The following is a 23,839-nucleotide window of genomic DNA, read 5'->3' on the forward strand; positions in this document are numbered from 1 at the left end:
CGCAATCACCGAAATACGCACCCACGTTTGACCATAGAACGACAGTTGTGCATAAGTATAAACTTGAAAAGGAATAAACATGATTGGGATAATATCCCTCATGCAAGACTGTCTGAGAGTTAAGTTTCGACTTTCAGATACATCGACTACTTTCACCCGAGTGACCATCTTACCGATCGTTTGCCCGTATTTGGCATGCATCCCCACATAGTAAGTGATCCCAATCAATGAATACGCAACTCCCCAAGCAAACATACCACCGGAATTTATCACGCCAGAAAACACATAATCATCTATCCATTCCAATGGCAAAAATACGATTGAATCAATCAAGATAGCAAAGAGGCGTCTCCAAAAATTTGAATACTTATCGACGTACATTTTGTTCCTTGGTCTCTATTGGCAATAAAGCACAGACCCTACAACACATCAGTTTTTAAAACATTAAACTGACCATAATTTATAAAACAAATGCGAAGTGGTATGCATATACCACTATTCCCCCAAATTGACTACCGATTCACCTACTCTCGAATCAGCTCTTTGCTCAGCCTTTTATACAATTCAAAAGCTTCTGTTTTAGATATCAAGTTTCCAAGAGCATATTGATACGCTAATTCAATATCGTCGCTTTGATTAGGGTAATAACGCTTGGCTACTTCGGCACACTGGCTCAGGTTGGTGTACCAACTTCCGTCTTGCTCAGCCACAAAATAATACGCAGCACGCACTAACTTCTTGCCAATCACCTTAGCGACATCCCCACCAGCCATTGTTTGAAAAGACGGGCTCATTTGCTCAAGAAAAGTAGACAAATCACCATTAAGCGCATGGGCGATCTCAATGCTTGGTTTGTATAGTGGGAACTCATTAGATAAATCATTCCCCCAAACACAACAGCAGCAATGCTTGATCCAAAAGTGCCAATGATACTTTTCCTTAGGTTGCAGAACATCGCGCAGGAAGCCAGGATCAATATCAAGCTTGCTCACTTGCGGATATGCTTTGGGAATGGTGTCAGAAAGGTGCTTAAATACTCGCTTCTCTTTTTGACCAATAGGCGTAGTGAATACAATAGAGACATCCAAATCAGAGCGACCAATAATGGCAGACCCTCTTGGCACGCTACCATACAAGTAGATGCCATCTATTTGATCTGGGAGTTCTTTTAACAACGAATCAACGACTGCTGTCACCACTTCTTGAAATTCAGGCGCAATATTCTTTGGCGAATAAAGATTTTTAATAAATCCGTCTTTGTCGAGCCCTTTATCTAGCTTCTGCATGCCACTTTCCATCACTAAGCCTTTATCCAATCAGATCGAACAACTGCCAACCTCACAGTATCCCACCACTTACCTTTGAAGAATCGATGGTTCTCAAAGCGCGCTTCTTCTTTCATTCCCAGTGACTGACACAATTTGATGGCTGCCAAGTTCTTACTGATGGTTTCGGCGTAGATGCGTTGCACTCCCAGCTCTGAAAATCCGAAATTAGCGAGCGCTTCAGCCGCTTCTATAGAAAGCCCTTTTCCCTGAGTCTCCCTTGAGAAAGCGCAGCCCATTGAAGCTTGTAGGTTGCCTTCAAAACGTAAACAAACGGTTCCAATAAACTTCCCTGAATCTTTGCTTTCAACCGCAAGCTGGTAGGACTGTCGCGGAACTTCCAAAGCCTGCATAACAAACAACTGAGTTAGCTCTCGATATTTGTTAGGTTCGCAATCACTTTCGTCATAGAAACGCTGATACTTTACATCTTGAGACATAGCAACAAAGGCAGACTCATCTTGAGGCGTCATATCTCGAAGAATCAATCTGCTGGTTTCGAGTTTGAACATCAAATTTCCTTTTTCACGTTAAAACAAAACGAGGTGTCGCTTACTCGTATACTTTCCCATTATGCTTTAACCAACCATGAGCATGATGATTGTGAGGATCTTTGTGCGTCCAGTGCATTACGCCACCTTTCTTGTTCCATTCATATTCACCATAAAACTCAACTCGGTCGCCCTTTCCCAGGTCCTGAACACGAGGAGCTAAGTCAATATTATGTGCGACTAGCAAGGTTTGTCCGCTATCGAGTCGTAAAATGAACTTCTGATGTCGAGAACCTTTATTATCATCTGGCAGTACTCGATTCACCGTACCCGAACCACGCACCTGAACGTCGCTTTGATGATTTTCGTAAGCTTGCTTAAGTCGCGTATCATTCGCTTGAACATGACTGATGCCAAAGCTAAGCAGCACCAAAAGTAGAGCGCAAAATTGTTTCATTCCCTTCATTTCTTTCGTTTCCCATATCTGAGTGTTGATTTGGGATACTGGCTGGGCACCCCCTCTTCTAACGATGCTTGTACTGAGTTGGACAATAACCTCTCGATACATCGGTATTACGCAACTTTATATGTTTAGTCGAGCGCCCAGAAACACGAGAGCGCCACAGCTTAAAACTACCAAGCTTGAGATGGCTACGCATAAAACGAATCACTTGTGATTCATTTAAACCAAATTGGTGCTCTATTGCCTCAAATGGCGTTCGGTCTTCCCACGCCATTTCGATAATTCTTGATTCATTCTCTTTAGATAGCACCATGCATACTCTTCCTTTATAAACTGGGAGAAATACGCTCGTCTTAGATTTAAAGATCACAGGGTGACCACTTTGAACTCCACGCCTTATAAAGTTCAATAAAACAACAGGCTACCAACTAGGCAATCATAGGGTTAAATAAGCTTGTGCGAACTCTCTAAGCACTCTTGCATTATTGTGGTGTTTGCTATCTCCGCATTTTATGCCATCCACTTTGATGTCCGGGCTGGAATAAGCAGGTATAACATCTCGCTCATAAGACATCACTGTGCCTCTATCAGCACAAATTGCGCCAAAGGAATATTGAGGAGCTCTTGGGTACGATCCAGAAATGTAACTTTCGATGCTACCAGAGTCTTTCAATAACGTTTTGTAGTCGTGATTAGCACCACTCAAATGGCCAATTTCATGTTCCATTGTCGAGTCTGGGCAATTTATAGCCAAAGAGAAAAAATAGGATACTGGAGATGAGATACCGCAATAATCAGACTCAAAACTAGAATTATAGTTAGAAAATACTATCCCTTTAAAAATGGGAACACCTTCTTCTGTTGTTTCAGGAATCGGTTCTTCCATCGATAGTTGTAACAACCTTTCTGCTGCGCTCAAGTCTTGAAACCAGAGGCTATCGATTACCGAGCTATAAGTCACCTTGGTTACTTTCCTCGTCATAGGAATGCAGGAGTTCTTCAACACCAGATTCGAATAGCTTTCCCATGTCGCTATTTTAGAGGTTATAAATTCTTTGGAATACTCGGCTAACACAGATTCATCAACATAAAGGTGGATCTCTGTGTTCAAAACATCACTCTGCGCACAAGTAGGAAACTCTATGGCTTGAGCATTGGAAAATCGGCTAAAGCTCAACACCATAATCAGAACATAACCAACGACCCGGATGAACCTTTTGAAGAAACTCTTATTTACTTGTCTATTCACCGCCACCCTCTCCTTAAATTCAAAGCCCTAAGACCATTATAAATGCCGTGACTTAAGATTTATAAAGATCACCATTACCAACATCGTCGTTGGCGTACAAAAGTAACCCGCTCTATCTATTTTTTTCAGAAAACAAAAAGCTCGCCATACAATGACGAGCCTTATTGATTATGGGAGCTTAACGGTTATAAGACCCAAGCATTAACCGATCTAGCCATTAAGACACTTGATCGCGTAAAGCCAATTCAACGTTTTTCAACACTTTGAACTCTTCTCGAGTACAACCGCGCGCCACGGAAACCCAATGGTCGCCAGTTTCATCGGCCCCTTTAAACTCTGCACGCAACTCATATCTTCGCCATGTAACAAACGCCAAAATAAAGGTCAGTGCAAGCATAGGTAAACCGAACTGAGGAACAAATGCCCAAGTCGCCGCTGAGAGGACTAAAGCCAACGAAACGATATTGATTGCGTTTTCTTTAAGACCCAATTGACGAATTTCTAACTGTTTGATTTTACGTAAGCTATACACATCTTTCTTAACTCGGAGTTCGTTAGAGCTCACCAGAAAATCTGATGCTTTGTATGATCTACGAAGTCGCACTAAATTCGCTAACCTGTTGCGTGTTTGATTCTTTTTCATCGCCTTTCTCCATGTCATTAAAGGTTAGTAAAAACTAATACAATCATGAAGTTAATGAACGAATGCTTATTTTATAAATCAAACCAATATTAAAATCAAGCATATGCAATTAATAACAATTATAACAACACCACCTGGTATACAAAATTCGGATGAAAAGAAGGTTTATTGAGGAGTCTACTCATCGTAAATCGATGTACTTTAGTTAAGTGATATATAGGCCGATAATATTTCCAATAACCGACCAAACATACCAAACGGTGAGCATAATTCCTCCTGCTTTGTAACCACTTATTTCAATGCGATTTTTGCGACAAACTTCGTGTTCAAGGAATGCTGAACAGTGGTCACATAACACTCTACTTATCATAGGTAGTATAACTTCTTCACCAACCTATCCATTCGGCCTTTAAATACCCGAATCACTCAATTGAACATATCAACATAGCTTATCGATTAAGCAATTGATCTCATAGTGTAGAGCCTGTACGCTTACAATATGCACACGATTACCTAATGGAGATCACGATGAACGAACTACTGACATGCGCTATGGAACAGAGACAACGAACAACGGTGACGAGTTTATTCGCAAGAAATGGATTTAAGATCGCAACGACTGACTTTGATGATGTGACTTTCGAACGTGAAAGTGTGTTGGTCAACGTTCGATTTGATTCCTCTTCTAACGTCGAATCTATTTCGGTTTTAAGCGAGTAGGATTTATCGCCTCAAACGTTAGCGTAAAGCAGGTAATGGCAATCAACTGAAGGTGTGGCGAAGCAACAGCTCTCTTCATTGAACAAGTACAATTGTAAAATAGAGCATATTGCCTGCTTTTCCCGCCATTCTTAAAGTGCGCTAACTACGATCGTTCGAATAATTCCACCTTGTTTCTGAGCTTCCTTTCTTCTTATGATTAGTTCTATTCCACTTATTCTCTATTCTCACCTCCCTCAAAACACCATTAATGACAATTTTACCAATAATTAGCAATTCCATGAGCTTGGCTTATATTTGTTAGTACCCTTTGAACAAAAATCGAAGTGATACCTATGCTCCTAACTCGGTTAATTTATGTTTGAGGTTTAAATTGGACAGCAAGATGAACTAGTTATTTAGCGTATTAATTTTAAATATGCACTTAATACTGGGGCTATATCGGCAACCAATTGACTTAATCACGTACTAGCCTATGTCAGCTTGTGAGTTCATTGGTTACCGAAACACCTATGGCAATTGCGTCTGTATCTCAGATAGCACCTCATCTAACCCCTCACCTAAGGCTTCAACAAGCGCTTCATAACCCGCTTCTTTCAAGGGTACTTTTGATTCGAAGTCGGCACGTGCAAGCTCTGAGCCTTGATCGCTCAATACCCAAGTTCCTTTCACTTCTGCGTTTCCGGTATAAGATCCATTGAACTGCTCAAAGGTTATCGTCAACTCTCTTTCGGGCTCTCCTGATGTATCAGAAGTATTGACCCGCTCTTCGAGCAACCCTTCAAGGTTCTCCGCCCAAACGTGTTTACGTGCAGACACCAATTCATTTTCAGACTTGCGATACGCAATCCCTATTGTGTCGAGATAGTCTGGTAACTCCACTCTCGTTTTAACCTTAAAGATCGGCTTATCTAGCGTACTTTCTGGCAAGAGATACGCGTTAGTGCCATCAGTAGGCGTTGAACACCCTAAAAGCCCGAAGAGCACGATAAGTGATATAAATAGCTTTCTCATTATTCCACTCCCTTAACTGGAATCGGGTCTTCTTCTACTTCGCTACCAAACACCAATGCATTCGGTTTATCGTTCAACACTTTAATCAGCGGACGAAGCTCTTTTAACACATGTTCTAACTCTTCAGATGCACTGATCAATTGCTTGTAGGCATCTGAATCATCGTCGTAGCTCTCTAATGTCGTCTCAAGTTGCTTCATCGTTTCACTGAGATCCTTTGGTAACGCTTTTGCGCCCTCACTATCCAGCAGTTCATCCATACTCTTTAAGGTGCTATCTAATGAAGCAAGCGAGCCATTTAAGTTAGCCACAGTCGCATCTAGCGGTAACTCGTTGATCTTGGTTAAGAAGTCTGTGATCTGCTTTTGAATCTCGGTCAGGCCACCAGCCACAACAGGGAAGACAGGATAACCATCAAACTCTCTTGGCTCGTAAGGTTCTTCGTCTTCATAGAAGTTTATATCGACAAATAATGCGCCGGTAAGCAAGTTACCCGTCTTCAAAGTCGCCCTTAAACCTTCTCCCATTTGGAGGTCGACTCGTTTGGCAAAGCTTTCAGCATTCACAGCCTTAAAGACTTCTGAAACTCGTTCTATCTCCAGCTTGATTAAGATGGGAATGCGGTTCGAGACTTTACCGTCTTTATCCATGCGAATCTGTAACGGCACTGTATCTACGGTACCAATTCGAACACCACGATACTCCACGGGAGCACCCTTCTTTAGACCTCGGACTGATTCTTCAAACAACAATACGTAATCAATAGAAGTGGTGTATTTACCTTGTAAAACTGCGTCGTAATTATCGTAAAGTGTATATTCTTGTAAGTTCTCTTTGATCTGCTGTCCCGGCTGAATGCTCTCTGCCACATCAAAACTCACGCCGCCCGTTATGATGCTTTCTATCGATGCGAAGTTAACGTCGAGACCATTCGCACCAAACTTCACATCAATCCCAGAGGACAACCAAAACTGAGTTTTCTCGAAGATCAGCCCGTCATAAGGAGCAAAGATAAACAGTTGGTATTTACCCACTTTATTCTCGTAATCGAAACTTGTTTTCTCGACACGTCCAACAACAAAGCCATGATGCAATACCGGTTCGCCAACGTTCAGTTGGTTCGCTTTATGGTGCGATAACACCACACGAATGCCTTTGGTGTCTGGTCCGGCGACGGGTGGCGTGTCTAACACATCAAACTTCAATTGCGATTCACTGGATTTCCCTGGCTTCAATTCGATGTATGAGCCAGACAAAATGGTTTCCAATCCGCTGATTCCATCAGTACCAATGTGTGGCTCAACCACCCAGAATTGAGTCTCAGTATTGATCATACGAGAGGCTTTCTTATCTATTTGTGCTTTGGCGATGATGTATTCATAGTCTTCACTTAACGCCACATCTGTGATGGTCCCAACGTGCACGTTCTTAGATTTGATCGCCGTTTTCCCTGCTTCTATCCCAGAAGCATCTGGCAAGATCAGGGTGATTTCAGGTCCACGATTGTTGAAGTACTGGAACAGCATCCAACACCCAACCAGTACCGCAATGATCGGCACAATCCAGACCGGAGACAGTTCGCTTTTTTTTGATACTTTCGCATCTGAAGTAGTTTGCTTTTCCATATGTCCCACACCTCTTTGGGGAGATTACTTCCATATAATCCGAGAATCGAAAATCATCGCCGACAACATCGTAAAGATAACAACCGACGCAAATGATAGTGCCGCTGGCCCAGGGTAAATAGCCATAACACCATCGAGCTGAACCAAGGCAACAAGAATCGCAACGACGAAAATATCTATCATCGACCAACGGCCAATAAATTCGGTGATACGGTAGAGCTTTAGATAACGACTCGCCCCTTGATTGGTGAGCCCATGTACCCTTTTTGCATTCCAGTACAGATAAGCCAAGGCAAACATCTTTGCCATTGGGATGAAAACACTCGCGATAAGAATAATAAGTGCCACGGGGTATGAACCCATATTCCAAAGCAAGATCACCCCTTCCATGATGGTGGAACCTTCACTCGTCCCGAACGCAGACGTATACATCATTGGGTATAGGTTTGCTGGAATATAGAAAACGACAGAGGTGAACAACAGCGCCCACGCCACTTGCAGGTTTTTTATTGGTTCAAATCGATGCAAATGTGTGTGGCAGCGCGAGCAATGATGAGTAGCCTCACTGTAACTGTGCACTTGACCGCAAATATGGCAAGCAAGGTGCTGCTTGTTCTGAAAGGTACTACCAACCGTTTGTTCTTGTGAGTTATTAGTCGGAACTAAGCGATCCCATAACCAATCAAAATCAACCAATGAAATCGTCTTCACCACCAACATGGCGTAGATACAAAATGCCCAAAATGATATCCCCATCGATACATCGGCTAATGCTGCTATCTTGATTAAGCTGACCAATACGCCGATCAAAAACACATCGACCATCAACCAAGGCTTTGCCCAACTTAATGACTTCAACGCCAAAAAGGTGAGTCGGTTAGCCGCATAATGAATGTGCTTCTTTCTGTCTACCAGTAGATAAAACCAGAGAGAAAGCACCAAAAAATAGGCAGGCAAAAGAATCACGGCCAGAAAAAGTAATATAGCAATCAGGCTGTTATCCATTCGGTTCATCATATCAACAGCTTGATACAGGGTGATTTGCTGGCTAATTCCTTGAACGCTGAACGACATATACGGAAATGTCAGGCTCATGATTAAAGCAATAAGGCTAGCCGACGCATAAGCCATCACACCCTGCTCTTTGTGATGCCCTAGGCTCGATAAGGTGTGAGAACATCTCGGGCAAGAAGCTTCACTGCCCGCAGACAGTTCTTCAAACTGACTAACCAGCCCGCATTAGTGGCATGACTTGGTAAAGCGCTCTGGCAATGACGTCCCCTTTTAGTCTTTATAAGCAACTAGACACTCTAGGTAAATATAAGTAAGGGTTGGATTTTTTGCCAATATGCACCGAATTAAACGCGCACGATATACTAGAAATGAGAGGTAGAAAGTAAAAGGGGATGACCCATCGGCCATCCCCTTTTCAATCATTGCACGAATGCAAACCGCCACGAGTTAACTCGCTGCCGTAGCTACGCACTATTTATAACGTGATCAGTTGTGATTGTTGTTTAACTGATAGAAAGTCACTTGCGCATAATCGCTGTCGTCACTTGAGTTGTCTTGCAAGTAGATACCCGCTTTAAAGTACATGTAGTTATCCGCATCGTCATAACCGCTGTTACTCATATCCACTTCTTTTGCTGCTAGCTCTGAGCCATTTTGACTAATGGTAGTAATCAACTTATCACCTTCAACAACAATGGAATACGAGAAGGTTTCATCGAGTGCAATACCGTCACTTGGGTTGCTAGTGCTGTTTAAGTCACCGTCAGACGTCACCATGTTACCTAAAAGGTTATGCCAAGTTTCATCACCACCATTCGATTTCGATGTTTCATGAGCAAAGTAGATTGCGCCTTTGTCGTTGCCTGGTAGTTTATGGTAGTACAAGCGAATAGGTTCGTTTTTCTCAGCATGGATCTGGCCAATCACGATTCGACCCACTTGTTCAGTGTTCGAAGTCGTTGTCGTCACATGATTGATGGCTAACGTCGCATTTAACGTCCCGTCGATACCACCAAAGTCGGACTGGTCACTCGATGAAATAGACGAAAACGCCCAGTTATTGTCTTTACCCGAAGTGGAGTAAGAGGTATCACCGCGACGAAGCATCTCTCTTAATTCAGTACGAACATATTTTGTTCCGCTAGATGTAGTCACGCCTTCGACTGGTGTGTAGAACACCAAGCCACCATCACTACCGGTATAGAAGAACTGGTCTTCATAACCCGCATCTAGCGTGTTCTCTTTGATAGAAGTCGCGTAGCCGTCACCTTCATCAACGGGAATGCTCACATACCAGTCCAGTAAGTCGAAGTTACCTGACGGCGGTAGGTTTGGATCGAGTCCATAGTCAGGGCTATCATTGCCACTGATTTCGACTTCAGTAATATTCGTCCAAACACTTTCAGCACTGTTTTCAAAGACTTTGATACGAATCCAACGAGCCTGAACATCCGTCACATCGTAGGTTTCAAAACCAGATGTGCTGCCACTACTATATCCATAGTAAACCTTGTCCCAGCTGCTTGAACTTTCATCAGCTAGCGCTCTGATCTCGAACTTATAAGTTTGCTGTTCACCTTTGCCCCAAGCTATCGCGACGTCTTGAACATTTTGTACCGAGCCTAGGTCGAGCACTAAATTAACGGGCGCATTCTGAGCAGCCCAACGTGATGACCAATCAGTGCTTCCATCAATCGTATTCGATGCTGGGTAAGAGTTGTGCGCTCCACCCCAGTCTGACGCGAATTGAATGTTCAGTGTTTCAGCCGATACGCCATAAGTAGCCATAGCTAAAAGAACCGCACACGACAATTGTTTGTAAGGTTTAAGTTGGTGAGTTCGAGGTTTGCAAGAAGTGAGTTTGCAAGGTTTAAAAGTCATACAAGTCTCCATGATATGTTTCACGTATATTATTTATTCCATATTTTGTAGGGTGTTACCGAAGTAACGAGAACCACTATAGGACAATATTTGTACGACAAGTTGAACAAACATCACGATCATGAATTATTATATTACAAATAGATAACTATGTGACATAAGCCATTCTTATACCAAACACATCATCTAATAAGACGGCAATATAACGAAAAGCTTTAAACCAAATTACACTTGAGCTTTTCTTCCAACGCTTGGATACACAGCTTGATGGCGATAGGCGTATTTGAAGCAAATGGGTTTAGCGCATAAACCGTGTTGGTCGGTAGTTGGAAGCTTGGCATTATGTCGACCACTTCATTGGATAACTGAGAGAGGTAGAAGTCTGGAATCACACCGATACCGACACCAGATTTGATCAGGGCAAGACAGCTGTGGAAAGAGTTGGTGGTGCAGCTTGCTTGTTGTTGGTAAACGAAGTCTGTTTCAGTGTGAGAGGTAAAGTAATGAGAGATCTGCTTCCCCTGCCACGAGTTAGCGATATAAGGGATAGAATCAAGCTCGCGTTCACGCATGCTTTCAACGCCACACAACACATCTTTAAATTCACCCAAGCGTTTCTGCTTGAGGTTACTGTCACGAGAACTACCCACTCGTACCGCGAGATCAATATCGTGCTCCATGAAGTCTAGATGTTGATCGTCGCTTATCAGTTCTGGCTTTAGCTTCGGATATTGCTTCATCAGATCCGCAATAACAGGCGCAACCAACAAGTCCATCAGCGCATTAGGTGCCGTGATACGAATCCGACCTTGTGGCTCTTCTAGCTCAGCTCTAGCCATATCCCAAGCCGATTCAGCGATCACGTTGATGTCTTTGCAACTCAGATAAAAGCGCTCACCCATGCTTGTCAGAGTTTGTCTTCGTGTTGTGCGTTTAAGGAGAGATGCGCCTAACTCTTGTTCTAGAATTTTGAGATGTTGACTGACGACAGATTTAGACAACTCTAGCTTTTCAGCCGCAGCCGAGACTGAACCCTGCTCTACGATATGAGCGAAAATCGACATCTGCTTTAGCTTACTCATCTTATTGTTCTCTTTTTACAAACAGTATTTTCTATTATCTCTGTTTTTCAAATCAATATCCAAGACTAAACTCAATTCAACTTATCGAGATACCAAATCAAAAAGACAGTGCTCGAAACAAGACTGTTATGGAGAAAGACAATGTTAGACAACCAAATTTTAGAAGCATGTAAGCAAGGCATTAACGCGTGGCAGAAAGCATTCAACAGCCAAGATGCAAAAGGTTGTGCCGATCAATATACTGAAAGCTGTATAATGGAAGCGCGTCCATTTGGTACTTTTGAAGGTCGTGAAGCGATTCAAGCATTTTGGCAAAACATCATCGACCAAGGCTTCAAAGACGTTGATTACACAGACGTTAAATGGGAAGATCACCCTGAAGGCGGTTACATTCTTACCGCTAGCTGGACAATGAACAAAGCGTTTGGCGTTGTACATCGTGAACACTGGGCACTTGAAGCCGATGGCTGTGCTCGCTTAGTCAGCGACGACTTCGAAGTTCAAGGCGAACGCTAGAGCTGTAATTAAAGGCTCAAAACTCAAAATAGAAACAGAAAACAAAAAGCCAGCAAATCCAAAATGGACTGCTGGCTTTTTAATGTTCACTTTTGTCGCCCTTTCACTTGATTTGAAGGTGATTGAGTGACTCTACACAATCACTCAACACGCTCATCATTTCAAATCAAAATGTCTGGTAAGACAGAGCAAATACAAGTCAACGTTACAGTGCTGCTTTCTTCGCTTCTGTAATCCAACCATCGAACGTGCTTTGGTTCGCTTTGATCCAACCGTTTACGTGCGCTTCGATATCCGCAGAGCTGTTCTTACCTTTACTCATCATCATGTTCTGAGCGCTTACATCATTGATGTTAAGTTTGATGATTTCAAAAAGCTTCGCTGCTGATGGGTTGTTCTTAGCAAACTCTTTATTCGCAATAATGCGCATTGAGTTCATTTCGAAGCCGTAGTTTTTGCCGTTAGATAGCGTCGTATCCACGTTCGAACGCTCGCCAGGAAGTGCTGAGAAAGGAACTTCTAACCAAACTACATCTTCGTTAGGCACCAATACGCCACTTACCCAGTAAGGTGTCCACGTGTAGTAAAGGATTGATTCACCCTTTTGGTAACGAGAAATTGTATCTGCAATGATTGCAGCGTAGTTACCTTGGTTGTGAGTTACCGTATCGTCCAGTTTGAACGCTGAAAGTTGGTGTTCAATCACCATCTCACAACCCCAACCTGGGTTACAGCCTGTTAGGTCTGCTTTGCCATCACCGTCCGCATCAAACAGCTTCGCGATTTTTGGATCAGTTAATTGACCAATGTTGGTGATGTTGTACTTTTCAGCCGTTTTCTTATCAATTAGGTAACCTTGAGCAGCGCCGCTTACATATTGGCCTTCACGGTAGAATTTCTCATCACCACCTGCCATTGTGTATTTATCAGCATGAAGCGGGAACCAACCTACCGTTAGGAACGTTGCGTCACCCTTTGCAATCGAGGTGTAGCCTACGTTGTAGTCCACTTCTTGAATTGATTTCACGTCATAACCCAGTTCTTCTAGAGCACGGTTAACGATCAATGTTTGGAATGTCTCTTCCGCTACAGACGATTGAACAGGCTGAACTGATACGCCATCACCCGGTAGGCTTGCTGCCCACACGTTAGTCGATACCGCTAATGTAGAAACGATGCTTACTGCGAGTTTACTCTTCCATGAATTATTCATTGGTGTTTTTCCTTAATTGAAGTTCTGATTTGTTACCGCGATTAAGTACATTCAGTACAAGGGAAACAGGTCCCATGCGATACCAGCGTAATTTTGTATTACCAGCATTGACACCCAGTACTTGGGTGATTCTGTCTAATAAGATGGCTAAGATAACGATGCCTAAACCACCAACAGCGGCCAGTCCCATATCCAAACGGCCAATACCTCTCAGTACCATTTGACCTAAACCACCTACCGCAATCATTGATGCGATAACCACCATCGATAACGACAACATCAGTGTTTGGTTCACGCCCGCCATGATAGTTGGTAATGCAAGTGGCAGTTGAATTCGGTAAAGCATCTGCTTTTTGCTTGCACCGAATGAGTGACCCGCTTCGATCAATTCTTCCGGAACTTGCTGAATACCCAAGATGGTCAAACGAACAACAGGAGGAAGTGCGAATATGATGGTCACCACGACACCCGGAACGTTACCGATACCAAACAACATGACGATCGGTACTAAATAAACGAAGGCTGGTGTGGTTTGCATAGCATCCAAAATTGGGCGCACGAATTTAGCCGCCGTGTTACTTCGAGCGAGCCATATCCCCATGGGTAAGCCAATCAATAGGCAGAAGAATACGGATGTCATGACCAGTGACAATGTGGTCATTGCTTCAGACCAAGCGCCAATCAAGCCAATGAAAGTCAAAGATACGGCCGTTGCAACGCCAAGCTTCAAGTTTGAAAACTGCCATGCCACTAGAAACAAGATGATCAACATGAATGGTGCTGGCGTAGACACCAACGCCGTTTCAAATGAACTTAGGATAAAATCGATAGGCACACGGATTGCCTGGAATAATGGGCGTCCGTGCTCAACTAACCAATTCAGTCCAGACTCAACCCAAGTGTCAACAGGCAGCACAGCCTCTGCAAAAGGGTTCAGTGGATCAAAAGGTGTCGCTTCAACTGTTTCGCTGCTTAACCAATCCGCTGACGGTGAGGTATCAGCGGATTGACCCCAAGGATCACTTGCAGGTTGAGCTGGAGGAGCCGATTGAGACCATGGGTCATTATTTGTTTGTTCAGACGACATGATCTACCCCTTATCCAATGTTTGTAACAGTCGTGACTTAGTCACCACGCCAAAGTAATTACCTTGCTCATCCACAACAGGCACTGAGTAAGGCACACCACCAACTAGGCCAAGCACATCATTGATTGGTAAATCAGGGTTCAGCGTTAGTCCATCATCGAGCTGTGCGCTGATGAGTGATTTGTTCTCTTTGTGGGCTTTACGAAGCGAGTCGATAGAGACAATGCCGGAGTAACGGCTGCTCTTCTCAACTACGATGCCGTACTCGCGGTCGTTATCCATCAAAATTTGTAGAGCGGACGCTGGGCCATCGTGTTCTGATTTTTTAAATACCGCAGCTGGCTTCTTACGCGCAATGTCTTTCACAGTAAGTACGCTTGCTACGTTCACACCACGGAAGAAAGCTTCGACATAATCATTCGCTGGGTTACTAAGAATATCGTCTGGAGTACCGACTTGAACCACTTCGCCATTTTGCATAATCGCAATTCGGTCACCGATACGCATCGCTTCATCCAAATCATGCGAGATAAAAACAATGGTTCGTTTATCGTCATTTTGAAGGCGAATAAGCTCATCTTGCATTTCAGTACGAATCAAAGGATCGAGCGCCGAGAACGCTTCGTCCATCAACAAGATATCTGGGTCACATGCTAGTGCACGAGCCAAACCAACACGCTGCTTCATACCACCAGACAACTCATCTGGGTAAGATTCTGAATATGCGCCAAGGCCAACACGCTCAAGTGCTTCAAGTGCTGATTGCTTTCGTTGTTCAACTTCAACACCCGCAAGCTCTAGACCAAACGCGGCATTCTCGATAACCGTCATATGCGGCATCAAAGCGAAATTTTGGAAAACCATGGAGATGTTGTTGCGGCGAACTTCGCGGAGTTCATCTTCTGAGATGTGGGCAATGTCTTTGCCTCGAAGAAGCACATTGCCTTTGGTAGGTTCGATCAAGCGGTTAAGAAGGCGTACTAGGGTTGATTTGCCAGATCCTGACAGTCCCATTATGACGAAAATCTCGCCTTCTTGAATACTAAGAGAAACATCGTTAACGCCGATCGTTAGCCCTGTTTCTTCGAAAACTTTATCTTTATTTGCGCCTTCATTAATCATTGTAAAAGCACGGTCGGTGTCTTCACCAAACACCTTGTACAGTCCCTTAACTTCCAGTATGGGATCCATGTAATCTAATCCTTTATCAGTTATTTAAACTTAAATTGGTTATTTAAACCCGGAAAACAATTAGCACTCTAAGTAATTGACACGTGTAAATCAAGGTTCTTCGTTCGGTAAAACAAGGAAACAGACTGAAACCAGACCAGCAACAACAAGACCAAAAATAAGCAAAAACAAAGCAAGCTACTGATAATAAAAGGGATGAATTAGATAAGCGTACGGCCAATATTATGTATTACGTAGTCGTAGATTATTGAATATTAATTTTACATTAGCGTGATTAATAGGCTGAATGAACCAACAAAAGCCATAATTAGTTCGTGCACAAATAATTCGAGTACGAACTAATTATTAAGCTTTCATGATGTTTCCGAGGCGAAAGTTCGCTCGGTAAAAAATATAAGATCAACTCTCAATCTCTACCTAAAAACCAAAGGTCAACCGGCTAAAGTCAGCGAGTTGAAATCAACCTTTTCAACCAAGAATTTTAATACGTCACACCAACTGTGATACTTGCTGCAAACTGTCAATTGGTGATTATCTAAGCTGAACTTCAACTTGTAGAGTGCTCATTGCTGAGCCATTCTTTATAAAAGAAATAAGCATTTTCCCGTGACGAAATAGAGAAAAAGACAAGGAATTCGAATGATAAAAATGTTGGTGTGTGACTTTGACGGTACGCTTGATGGAGGCTCATCTCACGGTGTTAACCAGCTATTTGATTACCTCACAGAACAACCTGATATTCGCTTTATCATCGCGACAGGAAGAACATTACCTTCGATTCGAATGGGTTTAGAATCGGATAACTACCCGAAGCCACACAGTATTATTAGCGATGTGGGCACCAAAATTCATCATGTTCATTCCCAAAAACCAGACCATGTTTGGCATAACCAACTGGAAGCTTCTTGGAACAAATCAAGGGTAGAGACGGCTCTCGCCCCCCTTGATTTTATGGGTGATCGCATAGAAAACCATCAAGGCGATTACAAGATCACCTTTGAAGGAAAGCTTTCAGAGCCTCAACACGAACTGATTGAATCTAGCTTGGAGATGCACGGATTAGATGTTCACCTGACTTACTCTCATGATTGGTACTTAGATATCACACCAAAAGGCGTTAACAAGGCGACTGCGATTCACCACCTACTCGAACAACACGATTTGAGCGTTGCAGAAGTGTGCGTCGCAGGTGACTCAGCTAACGACACCTCAATGCTCACCATTGAAGGCGTAAACTCGATACTGGTTGCTAACCATTACCCAGAGGTTGCTCACCTATCGGATAGAGACAACGTATACACGAGTAGAGCAACACATGCTGAGGGTGTCTTAGAAGGCCTTAAATACTGGCAAGGGCGTGCGTCGAGTATCCGATAAACGCCAGTTCGCCATTATCAACAGATTAGAATCAAACAGGCTTCTAGCCCTACTTCCAGCCTGGGAGCCAATTTTGATTATCAGTAAGCTCTCGCCAATTGATGTTTTCTTCTCGTTTAGTCATTACTGCCTCTATCATGCAGCGCACTACTTCCCCTTCATCAAATTCAACTTCTGTGACCATAAAGTGCTTTTCTTTCTTCAAAGGGCTAACGGCCGTCCATTTACTGCGAAGTAGTTTCTTTGGATTGATTCGATTCATTGGTTCTGTCCTGTCTTAGTTTTTTAATACTTTATCTATAATCCTCAAAGAGTTAAAAAGATCACTTCAAGTTTAAAAAGCCCACGATTCAAACCCAGGTAAGTCATAACTAAAATCAATAAAACAAATCGTAAACTCGATACAATAGTTGTCACCAGAACAGAAACCTACTTCCCATGAACCAAACAGAATTCCAACAAAAAATGGCGAGTTTCACCTCGATTGAACAAGCGCTTGATTACTTCGAAATTGGGTTTGATAGCAAGTTCATCGACCAAAATAGAGTCGAGCTTATGAAACGCTTTAATGGTTATCTGATCCTGTCAAAACCCGATGATTGGTTCTCTGGACGAAGAGCGCTGAAAAACGCTTATTGTAAAGTTCAACGCAGCAAGTTAGATCGCCACACACGTTCAGCCTGTCGTGGGTGTACAACTTGTCAGCGTCGATAGATAGGAAGTACTGCTCAAAGTAGAGAACTAAAAAGTAGATAGTTGAAATAACATCTCATTACGATTTAGTTAGTGGTTTGCTCGAAAAAAAGTGTGCTAGTCTTACGGCAACTCAACTACGAGATAAAAACTACAATGAAAATTTTCAGCAATTTCGAAAGCGGCAACATTCACGTCGTTTCTGCAGATTCACCACAAAACATTCAACTGACTATCCCAGCAGACTACCAAACTGAAATCTCTCAGTGGTTTCACTTCCGCTTAGAAAGTGAAGCTCAACAAGCTCACCACTTTGAAATCGGTCAATTGGCAACATCTGCCTACCCTGAAGGCTGGAAAGATTACGATGTGGTTGCATCGTATGACCGTGAAGAGTGGTTCCGTATCCCATCTCAGTTCGATGGCGATACATTAAGCTTCGATATCATCCCTGAACACGATTCAATGTACTTCGCGTACTTCGCGCCGTACTCATACGATCGTCACCAAGATCTTCTGCACAATGCTCAAACGCACCCTGCTTGTAAGCTTGAAACTCTAGGTCAGACGCTAGACAACAACGACATCACTTTGCTAACCATCGGCGAGCCAAGTGAAGAGAAGAAAAACATCTGGGTTATTGGTCGCCAACACCCTGGCGAGACGATGGCTGAATGGCTGATCGAAGGCCTGCTACAACGTCTACTTGATGAAACAGATACAGTAGGTCGTTCTCTGCTAGACAGCGTTGTTTTCCGCGTGGTTCCTAACATGAACCCAGATGGCAGCATCCGCGGTCACCTTCGTACTAATGCGATTGGCGTTAACCTGAACCGTGAATGGCAATCGCCTTCTATGGAACGTAGCCCAGAAGTATTCCTTGTTCGTGAGCGTATGCTAGAAACGGGCGTTGATCTGTGTCTAGACATTCACGGCGACGAAGCGATCCCATATAACTTTGTAGCAGGTAGCGAAGGCACGCCTTCATACAACGAGCGCATTGCTAAACTAGAAAATCACTTCAAGCAAGCACTGCTGACTATCACGCCAGAGTTCCAAGATGAGTTTGGTTACGATAAAGACGAACCGGGCAAAGCGAATATGACGGTTGGCACAAACTGGATTGGTGAGCAATTCAAGTGTTTGGCTTACACCGTCGAGATGCCATTTAAAGATCACATCAGTCACGCTGACGAACTTTACGGCTGGTCTCCAGAACGAAGTGTCGCGTTTGGTCACGATATGCTAGCCGCAGTTTGGGCTACAGTAGACGAGCTATAAGGCGAACTAAGCTCATTAGCTTTACCTGTATCGCCTTTGGTTTATAAGAATCTGGGCTATAGATAGAACAAAGCCCAGCACTTGTGAAAGTGCTGGGCTTTTTAATATCGGCTTGGATGAGTGAATCTAACTTTAAAAGCTTTCTATGCCACTCTGAGGCTAGCAAAAAACACTGGGTATCTTTGCCTAATGTGGCGTTGTTCAGACACCATATCTTTGAAGCTCGGACCTTGTGATAACTGAACGATCACTTCGTCACCTTCTTGTCGCAATACAGCACCGCTAATATCGATACTGTTGTTGTCATGCAACCTCAAGGTGCCGGCCATTGAAAAGCCACGATAAACCGGAATGATGTTACGCATCATCAGGCGTACACCCTTTTCAGAAACTTCGCTGACATGAAAAAGCTCATCCTTAATTCGCATCACCGGACGAGCCTTTTGAGGGTACTTTAAGCGGTAATATTTGCGTTTCTGGGTGAATGAATCTTCACGCATTGGTGACTCCCTGTCTCTGTTATTTCGGTCAAGCAATAGGCTGTAGCTTCAATTGGTCTCAAATAAACACATTCACCAAATTGATAGCTAATAATTATATCGACTTCCCGAGCTAATGCTTTAGAGATTTATACAGAGAAACACTGATTGCTTAGCATTCAGTAAAAAATGAGAACTGAATCGGAAATGAAAACTAAGATGGAAACGAGAACTAAGCCGGAAATGAACTGAACCAATAGCTAAAAACCCAATTCTTCGCATCGCACCCTAAAGCTGAAACAATGCCAACTGAATGCTGAAGCCCACGAATAGAATCCCACACACAATGTTCATCATTTGCGAGGTGCGCTTTTGAACTAACAAGCGCTTAAAGGTATCCGCCATTAAGATCACAACTAAGAACCACATCGACACCACTGACGCTTGAATTGCACCAAGTATCAAACTGTCTGTCACAATCGCATCTGTTGAAACAAATTGAGGGAATATAGAAAGATAAAACAGGACAATTTTAGGATTCAGTAGATTAGTGAGAAGCCCTTTGAAAAATTGCTTATAAAGCTTACTTCCCGATGTACTGACCACAGAGAGCACGCCCTCTTGAGCGCGCAGCGCCGCACGAAAATGGTTATACCCAAGCCAGACAAGATACAAAACCCCAGCCCACTTTAGCCCTTCAAAGGCCATGGGAGTGTTCGACAGTAATAAGCTTATGCCGTTAGCCGAGATAAAGGCATGAAAAAAGAAACCACATGACACGCCCAACACGTTCACAAATGCGAACAGCTTCCTTTGAGTTAAGGCTGTGCTTAATACCAACAGCGCATTTGGGCCCGGGATAATGGCAATAAAAAACACGATAACGATAAACAGCCAGATACTGTCCCAACTCATTTCGATCTCATTTCATGAACATTTTTAGGGCGGACATTGTACGTCCATTCAGTGCCATTACAATATGATAAACGCTTAATTATCGCGTATAGCTAACAGACATAATTCGCGCGTATAATGAATGTGTTTATCGTCTAACATACAAAACTGATTCTCTAACATTTGTAGCCCTGATAGACTCCACCTCCTTTTTGATACTTGGTTCATTTATGTCATTTGATAGCCTAACCCTTAACGCAAAAACCGTCTCCGCGCTCTCATCTCAATTCAATAAGCCGACAGAGATACAGCAAGCGGTAATTCCTACCATTATTGCGGGGAAAGACGTACTCGCATTGGCTCAAACGGGCAGCGGTAAAACATTGGCGTTCGGCTTACCTTTACTGAATAACATCAACCAAGATGTGAATGAACTGCAAGCACTGATCATTGTTCCAACCCGTGAACTTGCATCTCAAGTGACCAAATCTTTAGAACCGATCGCGACAACGCTCAATATCAAATTGGTAACGCTAACGGGCGGCGTAAATACTGATGATCAACAGCAACAATTATCGACTAAACCACAATTAGCCATCGCCACACCGGGCCGCCTACTTGCTTTAATCAAAAGTGATGAACTGGATATAGCTCGGTGTTCATCATTGGTTCTTGATGAAGCCGACCGCCTGATCGACATGGGATTTTGGCCAGATATTCAAGCGATTACTTCAGCACTACCGAGCAAACGTCAGTCACTGTTGTTCTCTGCGACACTTCCGCCCGAATTAGTAGGTCAGGCTGAAGAGCTTCTTTCAAATCCAGTTAAGGTCACGACACATCAAGAAAACAGCGTGGTCGCGGCTATTGAAGAAACCCTGTATTTAGTAAACAAAGGCAGTAAAGCTCAAGCGCTCATCGCACTACTCAATCAACACACATGGCCGCAAGTATTGGTATTTATTGGCGCAAAAGACAATGCCGACGCATTAACCAAACGATTGAATAAAGCCAAAATCAGTGTGAGTGCGTTACATGGAAATAAGAGCCAAGAAGAACGAGAGCAAGCATTAGAAAGTTTCAAAAATGGCGAGACTCGTGTGCTTATCGCGACTGATGTGATGGCTCGAGGCATCCATATTGATCAACTACCTATTGTAATTAACTTCGAATTACCTTCTCACTCAGCAACTTACGTACACCGCGTTGGTCGTACAGCAAGAGCAGGAAGTACTGGCTGCGCGGTCTCTCTGGTTAGCCACAGCGAAACTGACTACCTCAATGCGATTCGCACCTTGACCAATAAGCCGTTAGTGCTGCAACCATTAGAGGGTTTCCCGGTTACCGACAAACCTGCATCTGAAACGACCGCTCGCAAGCGTCCACCTAAAGATAAAATGGCCAATCGAAGAACAGCTAAAAAGAAAAGCATTAAGCAATTTAAAAGCAAACCAAATAGCTCTAAGTAACCAGAAATAGAATGGTCAGCTCAGTTTGTACTGGGCTTTTTTATATGCAACAAAATACAAATTCACACCCAAAAACTTCCCTAAAGTTGCCAACTTAAATGACACTTTTGTGAATTATGATGCCAACGTATTGATTCTTGGTTGCTCAAAAAAAATACTCTTAAATCACGTTGACGCCCCTATATCTAGCAACTAGATTTTTCTATTAGTGTCTACAACAGGAGGTCATTGAAATGAAACGTGCTAGCTCTACATATCGATTACAACTGATTAAGGAAGTGGCAACTCGCCGAGATCGTCAACGTTCCAATGACCCGATGGCAAACTACATACAAACCCTAATAGATAATAAAGATGATTGTGATACTTCGGTTGAACGCAACCAGAGGTTCAGTGGCAGTCATTTTGATGAGCACATAGGTGGTTGGGTAAGTGACCACTGGGGTAACAAGTAGGACAAAGAGAGTAATCCAACCAGCATAATCGCTGTAGAATTCGTCTCCGAATTAACCTATCATCTGCAACAATTCCCTATCCTAGAGTAAGCAGAAAGTGTCTGAGTTAAAAAGAGAAAAAGAAGTGATGGTTGCCTTCCAAGTGATACCTCGCGTTAAAGAAGGCAACAACTTCGAAGTGGTTGATAAAGCCATTGAAGTTGTGAAAGCTGCCGATGTGCCTTTCCAAGTCGGTGCGATGGAAACTACGATGAAAGGTGAACTCAACCAATTACTCGATATCGTTAAAAAAGCAGAACAAGCTTGCTACGATGCAGGGGCGGTAGAAGTGATCACAAACATTAAGATTCACAGTAAAACCACCGAGGCCGATGATACATTTTGCACTTACCATCGTGGTGTAACGAAAGCGAATCACATGTTTGTTTAATCACATTTTTGTTTCTGAAAACTGAGCTTTAAGAAAGGCTCTGAAGAACCAGTGGTGTTATTGGAAAGGCATGTCTGAGAGGTGAGAAAGGATTTCCATTCGTTCTTCTTCTGACATCGAATGCCAATCACGCGGAGTCTCTTCAGGGTCATCTTTTGCCCCGATCGGTTTTCGGTCAAGTGCTTTGACTGGCTCTTTTTTGATTTTTACGTTCTTTTTATTCATACCGACACCACTCCTTCTGGTACAAAGGTACCTACTTTAATATTACACCCCAACCATTATGTAAAGTAATAGTTACTTCGGAGTTAAATAAAATCTAAATACTTCCTCTTTAGCCAAAAAGATCTCTTTGGGGACTGGTATTTCCCTCTTCATCGACCTGCTTACCAATCAAGTTTTTTTGATTCATTATTTTTCTTCTATAGCGCTGACGACACAGCTTTATCACGTGCAATTGTTCTGACGGTGTCATCGACATCCAATTAAAGCGCTCTTCTCTCTTGCGCATACAACCGTTGCAATAGCCTTTGTCATCGCTTGAACAAACCCCAACGCAAGGGCTTGGAACTTGGAAAAACTCTAACTGCTCCACCATGCCTCCTTACACATTCAAAATTACGCTTACTCTCTCAAAAATAAGCGATTAATTTGTCGCCTGGCTCGTGAAATCCATACTAAACTATGACCTTATACTGACACATATTGTGTTTTGTAAACTATACTTTGAACCCATCAAGTTACACTTATCCGGTAACTTCGTTCTTTCCTTTGGAGCCTTATAATATGAAGTTTAGTTCAAAAAAATTACTAGCAGTAGCCGCTTTACCTATGATGCTAGCAGCATGCACAACAACAGGTGACAACGCGATGCAAGTAACACCAACCGATCTACAGCACCATAATTGGGAACTTGCGCAAATTGATGGCAAGGACATTGTGAAAAGCGAAGACCAAGCAGCTCCTCGTCTAGAGATCGGCGAAAAGATGACTGCAAACGGCATGGCTGGTTGTAACAACTTCTTCGGTCAAGGCGAGCTGAAAGACGGTCAATTCCGTATCAAGCAAATGGGCATGACAATGAAAATGTGTCACGGCTCTGCGATGGAAATCGAACAATCGGTTTCTGCTACTCTAAGCGAGTGGAGCGACGTAACGCTAACAAACGATACGCTAGTACTGAAAAACGATGTACACACGCTAACGTACACAATTCGTGACTGGGTAAACTAATCCGTCATCGAAAC

General features: G+C 43.1%; 29 protein-coding genes. 9 read left to right on the forward strand and 20 right to left on the reverse strand.

All coding sequences use genetic code 11. The annotated features are described in order from the left end of the window. From AB4209_RS17640 to AB4209_RS17670, 7 genes are all read right to left on the reverse strand, one after another. The coding region (locus AB4209_RS17640; protein ID WP_372056714.1) for an RDD family protein at nucleotides 1–381 on the reverse strand (381 nt) is incomplete at its 3' end. Nucleotides 382–524: 143 nt separating this feature from the next. Continuing rightward, nucleotides 525–1,286: a nucleotidyltransferase domain-containing protein gene (locus AB4209_RS17645; RefSeq protein WP_372056716.1), complete on the reverse strand. Its 762-nt coding sequence runs from the start codon at nucleotides 1,284–1,286 to the stop codon at nucleotides 525–527. A gap of 14 nt (nucleotides 1,287–1,300) precedes the next feature. Then, complete coding sequence (locus tag AB4209_RS17650) at nucleotides 1,301–1,837, reverse strand: GNAT family N-acetyltransferase (RefSeq protein ID WP_372056718.1); 537 nt, start codon at nucleotides 1,835–1,837, stop codon at nucleotides 1,301–1,303. Between the two features lie 40 nt (nucleotides 1,838–1,877). After that, nucleotides 1,878–2,273: a DUF3465 domain-containing protein gene (locus AB4209_RS17655; RefSeq protein ID WP_372056720.1), complete on the reverse strand. Its 396-nt coding sequence runs from the start codon at nucleotides 2,271–2,273 to the stop codon at nucleotides 1,878–1,880. 67 nt (nucleotides 2,274–2,340) lie between these two features. Next, nucleotides 2,341–2,592, reverse strand: coding sequence for a TIGR03643 family protein (locus AB4209_RS17660; RefSeq protein WP_372056722.1), 252 nt, complete (start codon nucleotides 2,590–2,592; stop codon nucleotides 2,341–2,343). 123 nt (nucleotides 2,593–2,715) lie between these two features. Next, on the reverse strand, nucleotides 2,716–3,462 hold the full coding sequence (locus AB4209_RS17665) for a hypothetical protein (protein WP_372056748.1): 747 nt from the start codon (nucleotides 3,460–3,462) through the stop codon (nucleotides 2,716–2,718). 283 nt (nucleotides 3,463–3,745) lie between these two features. Then, entirely contained in the window at nucleotides 3,746–4,171 is a 426-nt protein-coding gene (locus AB4209_RS17670; protein ID WP_004734639.1) for a hypothetical protein, read from the reverse strand. A 528-nt stretch (nucleotides 4,172–4,699) separates the two neighbouring features. On the opposite strand from AB4209_RS17670, the gene AB4209_RS17675 reads away from it, so the two are divergent. After that, entirely contained in the window at nucleotides 4,700–4,891 is a 192-nt protein-coding gene (locus tag AB4209_RS17675) for a hypothetical protein (protein ID WP_231718282.1), read from the forward strand. Nucleotides 4,892–5,401: 510 nt separating this feature from the next. Here the strand turns inward: AB4209_RS17675 and AB4209_RS17680 are convergent. The 5 genes from AB4209_RS17680 to AB4209_RS17700 form a co-directional block, all read right to left on the reverse strand. Further along, nucleotides 5,402–5,905, reverse strand: a complete 504-nt coding sequence (locus AB4209_RS17680) for a membrane integrity-associated transporter subunit PqiC (protein ID WP_372056724.1) — start codon at nucleotides 5,903–5,905, stop codon at nucleotides 5,402–5,404. Next, entirely contained in the window at nucleotides 5,905–7,530 is a 1,626-nt protein-coding gene (pqiB, locus tag AB4209_RS17685; RefSeq protein WP_172380201.1) for an intermembrane transport protein PqiB, read from the reverse strand. The genes AB4209_RS17680 and pqiB overlap by 1 nt, the downstream gene beginning before the upstream one ends. A gap of 24 nt (nucleotides 7,531–7,554) precedes the next feature. Next, nucleotides 7,555–8,763 carry a PqiA/YebS family transporter subunit gene (locus tag AB4209_RS17690; protein ID WP_372056750.1) on the reverse strand — a complete coding sequence of 403 codons (1,209 nt, stop codon included), beginning with the start codon at nucleotides 8,761–8,763 and terminating at the stop codon, nucleotides 7,555–7,557. Between the two features lie 267 nt (nucleotides 8,764–9,030). Beyond that, nucleotides 9,031–10,425, reverse strand: coding sequence for a polysaccharide lyase family 7 protein (locus tag AB4209_RS17695; protein ID WP_372056726.1), 1,395 nt, complete (start codon nucleotides 10,423–10,425; stop codon nucleotides 9,031–9,033). 215 nt (nucleotides 10,426–10,640) lie between these two features. Then, nucleotides 10,641–11,507: a LysR family transcriptional regulator gene (locus AB4209_RS17700; protein ID WP_372056728.1), complete on the reverse strand. Its 867-nt coding sequence runs from the start codon at nucleotides 11,505–11,507 to the stop codon at nucleotides 10,641–10,643. 141 nt (nucleotides 11,508–11,648) lie between these two features. Between AB4209_RS17700 and AB4209_RS17705 the strand changes: the two genes are divergently transcribed. After that, a complete protein-coding gene (locus AB4209_RS17705; RefSeq protein ID WP_372056730.1) occupies nucleotides 11,649–12,023 on the forward strand; it encodes a nuclear transport factor 2 family protein in 375 nt (124 codons plus the stop codon). 205 nt (nucleotides 12,024–12,228) lie between these two features. Here AB4209_RS17705 and proX read toward each other — a convergent pair whose 3' ends face one another. The 3 genes from proX to proV are packed head-to-tail and all read right to left on the reverse strand — an operon-like array spanning nucleotide 12,229 to nucleotide 15,514. After that, nucleotides 12,229–13,236, reverse strand: coding sequence for a glycine betaine/L-proline ABC transporter substrate-binding protein ProX (proX, locus tag AB4209_RS17710; RefSeq protein WP_372056732.1), 1,008 nt, complete (start codon nucleotides 13,234–13,236; stop codon nucleotides 12,229–12,231). Next, complete coding sequence (gene proW / locus AB4209_RS17715) at nucleotides 13,229–14,323, reverse strand: glycine betaine/L-proline ABC transporter permease ProW (RefSeq protein ID WP_372056734.1); 1,095 nt, start codon at nucleotides 14,321–14,323, stop codon at nucleotides 13,229–13,231. The genes proX and proW overlap by 8 nt, the downstream gene beginning before the upstream one ends. Before the next feature lie 3 nt (nucleotides 14,324–14,326). Continuing rightward, complete coding sequence (proV, locus tag AB4209_RS17720; RefSeq protein WP_017067805.1) at nucleotides 14,327–15,514, reverse strand: glycine betaine/L-proline ABC transporter ATP-binding protein ProV; 1,188 nt, start codon at nucleotides 15,512–15,514, stop codon at nucleotides 14,327–14,329. Nucleotides 15,515–16,153: 639 nt separating this feature from the next. On the opposite strand from proV, the gene AB4209_RS17725 reads away from it, so the two are divergent. Next, nucleotides 16,154–16,891 (forward strand): HAD-IIB family hydrolase, encoded by a 738-nt coding sequence (locus AB4209_RS17725; protein ID WP_372056736.1) that lies wholly within the window; start codon nucleotides 16,154–16,156, stop codon nucleotides 16,889–16,891. A 49-nt stretch (nucleotides 16,892–16,940) separates the two neighbouring features. On the opposite strand, the gene AB4209_RS17730 is transcribed toward AB4209_RS17725, so the two are convergent. Beyond that, a complete protein-coding gene (locus AB4209_RS17730; protein ID WP_017065368.1) occupies nucleotides 16,941–17,153 on the reverse strand; it encodes a TIGR02450 family Trp-rich protein in 213 nt (70 codons plus the stop codon). A 176-nt stretch (nucleotides 17,154–17,329) separates the two neighbouring features. On the opposite strand from AB4209_RS17730, the gene AB4209_RS17735 reads away from it, so the two are divergent. Further along, on the forward strand, nucleotides 17,330–17,605 hold the full coding sequence (locus tag AB4209_RS17735; protein ID WP_017065367.1) for a nitrogenase-stabilizing/protective protein NifW: 276 nt from the start codon (nucleotides 17,330–17,332) through the stop codon (nucleotides 17,603–17,605). A 135-nt stretch (nucleotides 17,606–17,740) separates the two neighbouring features. Continuing rightward, nucleotides 17,741–18,865 carry a M14-type cytosolic carboxypeptidase gene (locus AB4209_RS17740; protein ID WP_017065366.1) on the forward strand — a complete coding sequence of 375 codons (1,125 nt, stop codon included), beginning with the start codon at nucleotides 17,741–17,743 and terminating at the stop codon, nucleotides 18,863–18,865. A gap of 143 nt (nucleotides 18,866–19,008) precedes the next feature. Here AB4209_RS17740 and AB4209_RS17745 read toward each other — a convergent pair whose 3' ends face one another. Both AB4209_RS17745 and AB4209_RS17750 read right to left on the reverse strand, forming a co-directional pair. Next, nucleotides 19,009–19,365 carry a hypothetical protein gene (locus AB4209_RS17745; protein WP_017060329.1) on the reverse strand — a complete coding sequence of 119 codons (357 nt, stop codon included), beginning with the start codon at nucleotides 19,363–19,365 and terminating at the stop codon, nucleotides 19,009–19,011. Nucleotides 19,366–19,632: 267 nt separating this feature from the next. Next, complete coding sequence (locus tag AB4209_RS17750) at nucleotides 19,633–20,259, reverse strand: LysE family translocator (protein WP_372056738.1); 627 nt, start codon at nucleotides 20,257–20,259, stop codon at nucleotides 19,633–19,635. Nucleotides 20,260–20,468: 209 nt separating this feature from the next. Between AB4209_RS17750 and AB4209_RS17755 the strand changes: the two genes are divergently transcribed. The 3 genes from AB4209_RS17755 to AB4209_RS17765 all read left to right on the forward strand — a co-directional run bounded on the left by AB4209_RS17755 (nucleotide 20,469) and on the right by AB4209_RS17765 (nucleotide 22,592). Continuing rightward, nucleotides 20,469–21,707, forward strand: coding sequence for a DEAD/DEAH box helicase (locus tag AB4209_RS17755; RefSeq protein WP_372056740.1), 1,239 nt, complete (start codon nucleotides 20,469–20,471; stop codon nucleotides 21,705–21,707). A 233-nt stretch (nucleotides 21,708–21,940) separates the two neighbouring features. After that, nucleotides 21,941–22,162, forward strand: coding sequence for a hypothetical protein (locus AB4209_RS17760; RefSeq protein WP_017057116.1), 222 nt, complete (start codon nucleotides 21,941–21,943; stop codon nucleotides 22,160–22,162). A gap of 127 nt (nucleotides 22,163–22,289) precedes the next feature. After that, entirely contained in the window at nucleotides 22,290–22,592 is a 303-nt protein-coding gene (locus tag AB4209_RS17765) for a thiamine-binding protein (protein WP_017065764.1), read from the forward strand. A 57-nt stretch (nucleotides 22,593–22,649) separates the two neighbouring features. Here the strand turns inward: AB4209_RS17765 and AB4209_RS17770 are convergent, their stop codons facing one another. Together AB4209_RS17770 and AB4209_RS17775 are read right to left on the reverse strand one after the other, a co-directional pair. Next, complete coding sequence (locus tag AB4209_RS17770) at nucleotides 22,650–22,817, reverse strand: hypothetical protein (RefSeq protein WP_017060325.1); 168 nt, start codon at nucleotides 22,815–22,817, stop codon at nucleotides 22,650–22,652. A gap of 109 nt (nucleotides 22,818–22,926) precedes the next feature. Then, nucleotides 22,927–23,190: a DUF1289 domain-containing protein gene (locus AB4209_RS17775; protein WP_017060324.1), complete on the reverse strand. Its 264-nt coding sequence runs from the start codon at nucleotides 23,188–23,190 to the stop codon at nucleotides 22,927–22,929. A 188-nt stretch (nucleotides 23,191–23,378) separates the two neighbouring features. Between AB4209_RS17775 and AB4209_RS17780 the strand changes: the two genes are divergently transcribed. Then, a complete protein-coding gene (locus AB4209_RS17780; protein ID WP_004734625.1) occupies nucleotides 23,379–23,825 on the forward strand; it encodes an META domain-containing protein in 447 nt (148 codons plus the stop codon). The last annotated feature ends 14 nt before the right edge of the window (nucleotides 23,826–23,839 follow it).

Source organism: Vibrio sp. 10N.286.48.C11 (assembly GCF_041469805.1).
Classification (GTDB): domain Bacteria; phylum Pseudomonadota; class Gammaproteobacteria; order Enterobacterales; family Vibrionaceae; genus Vibrio; species Vibrio crassostreae_C.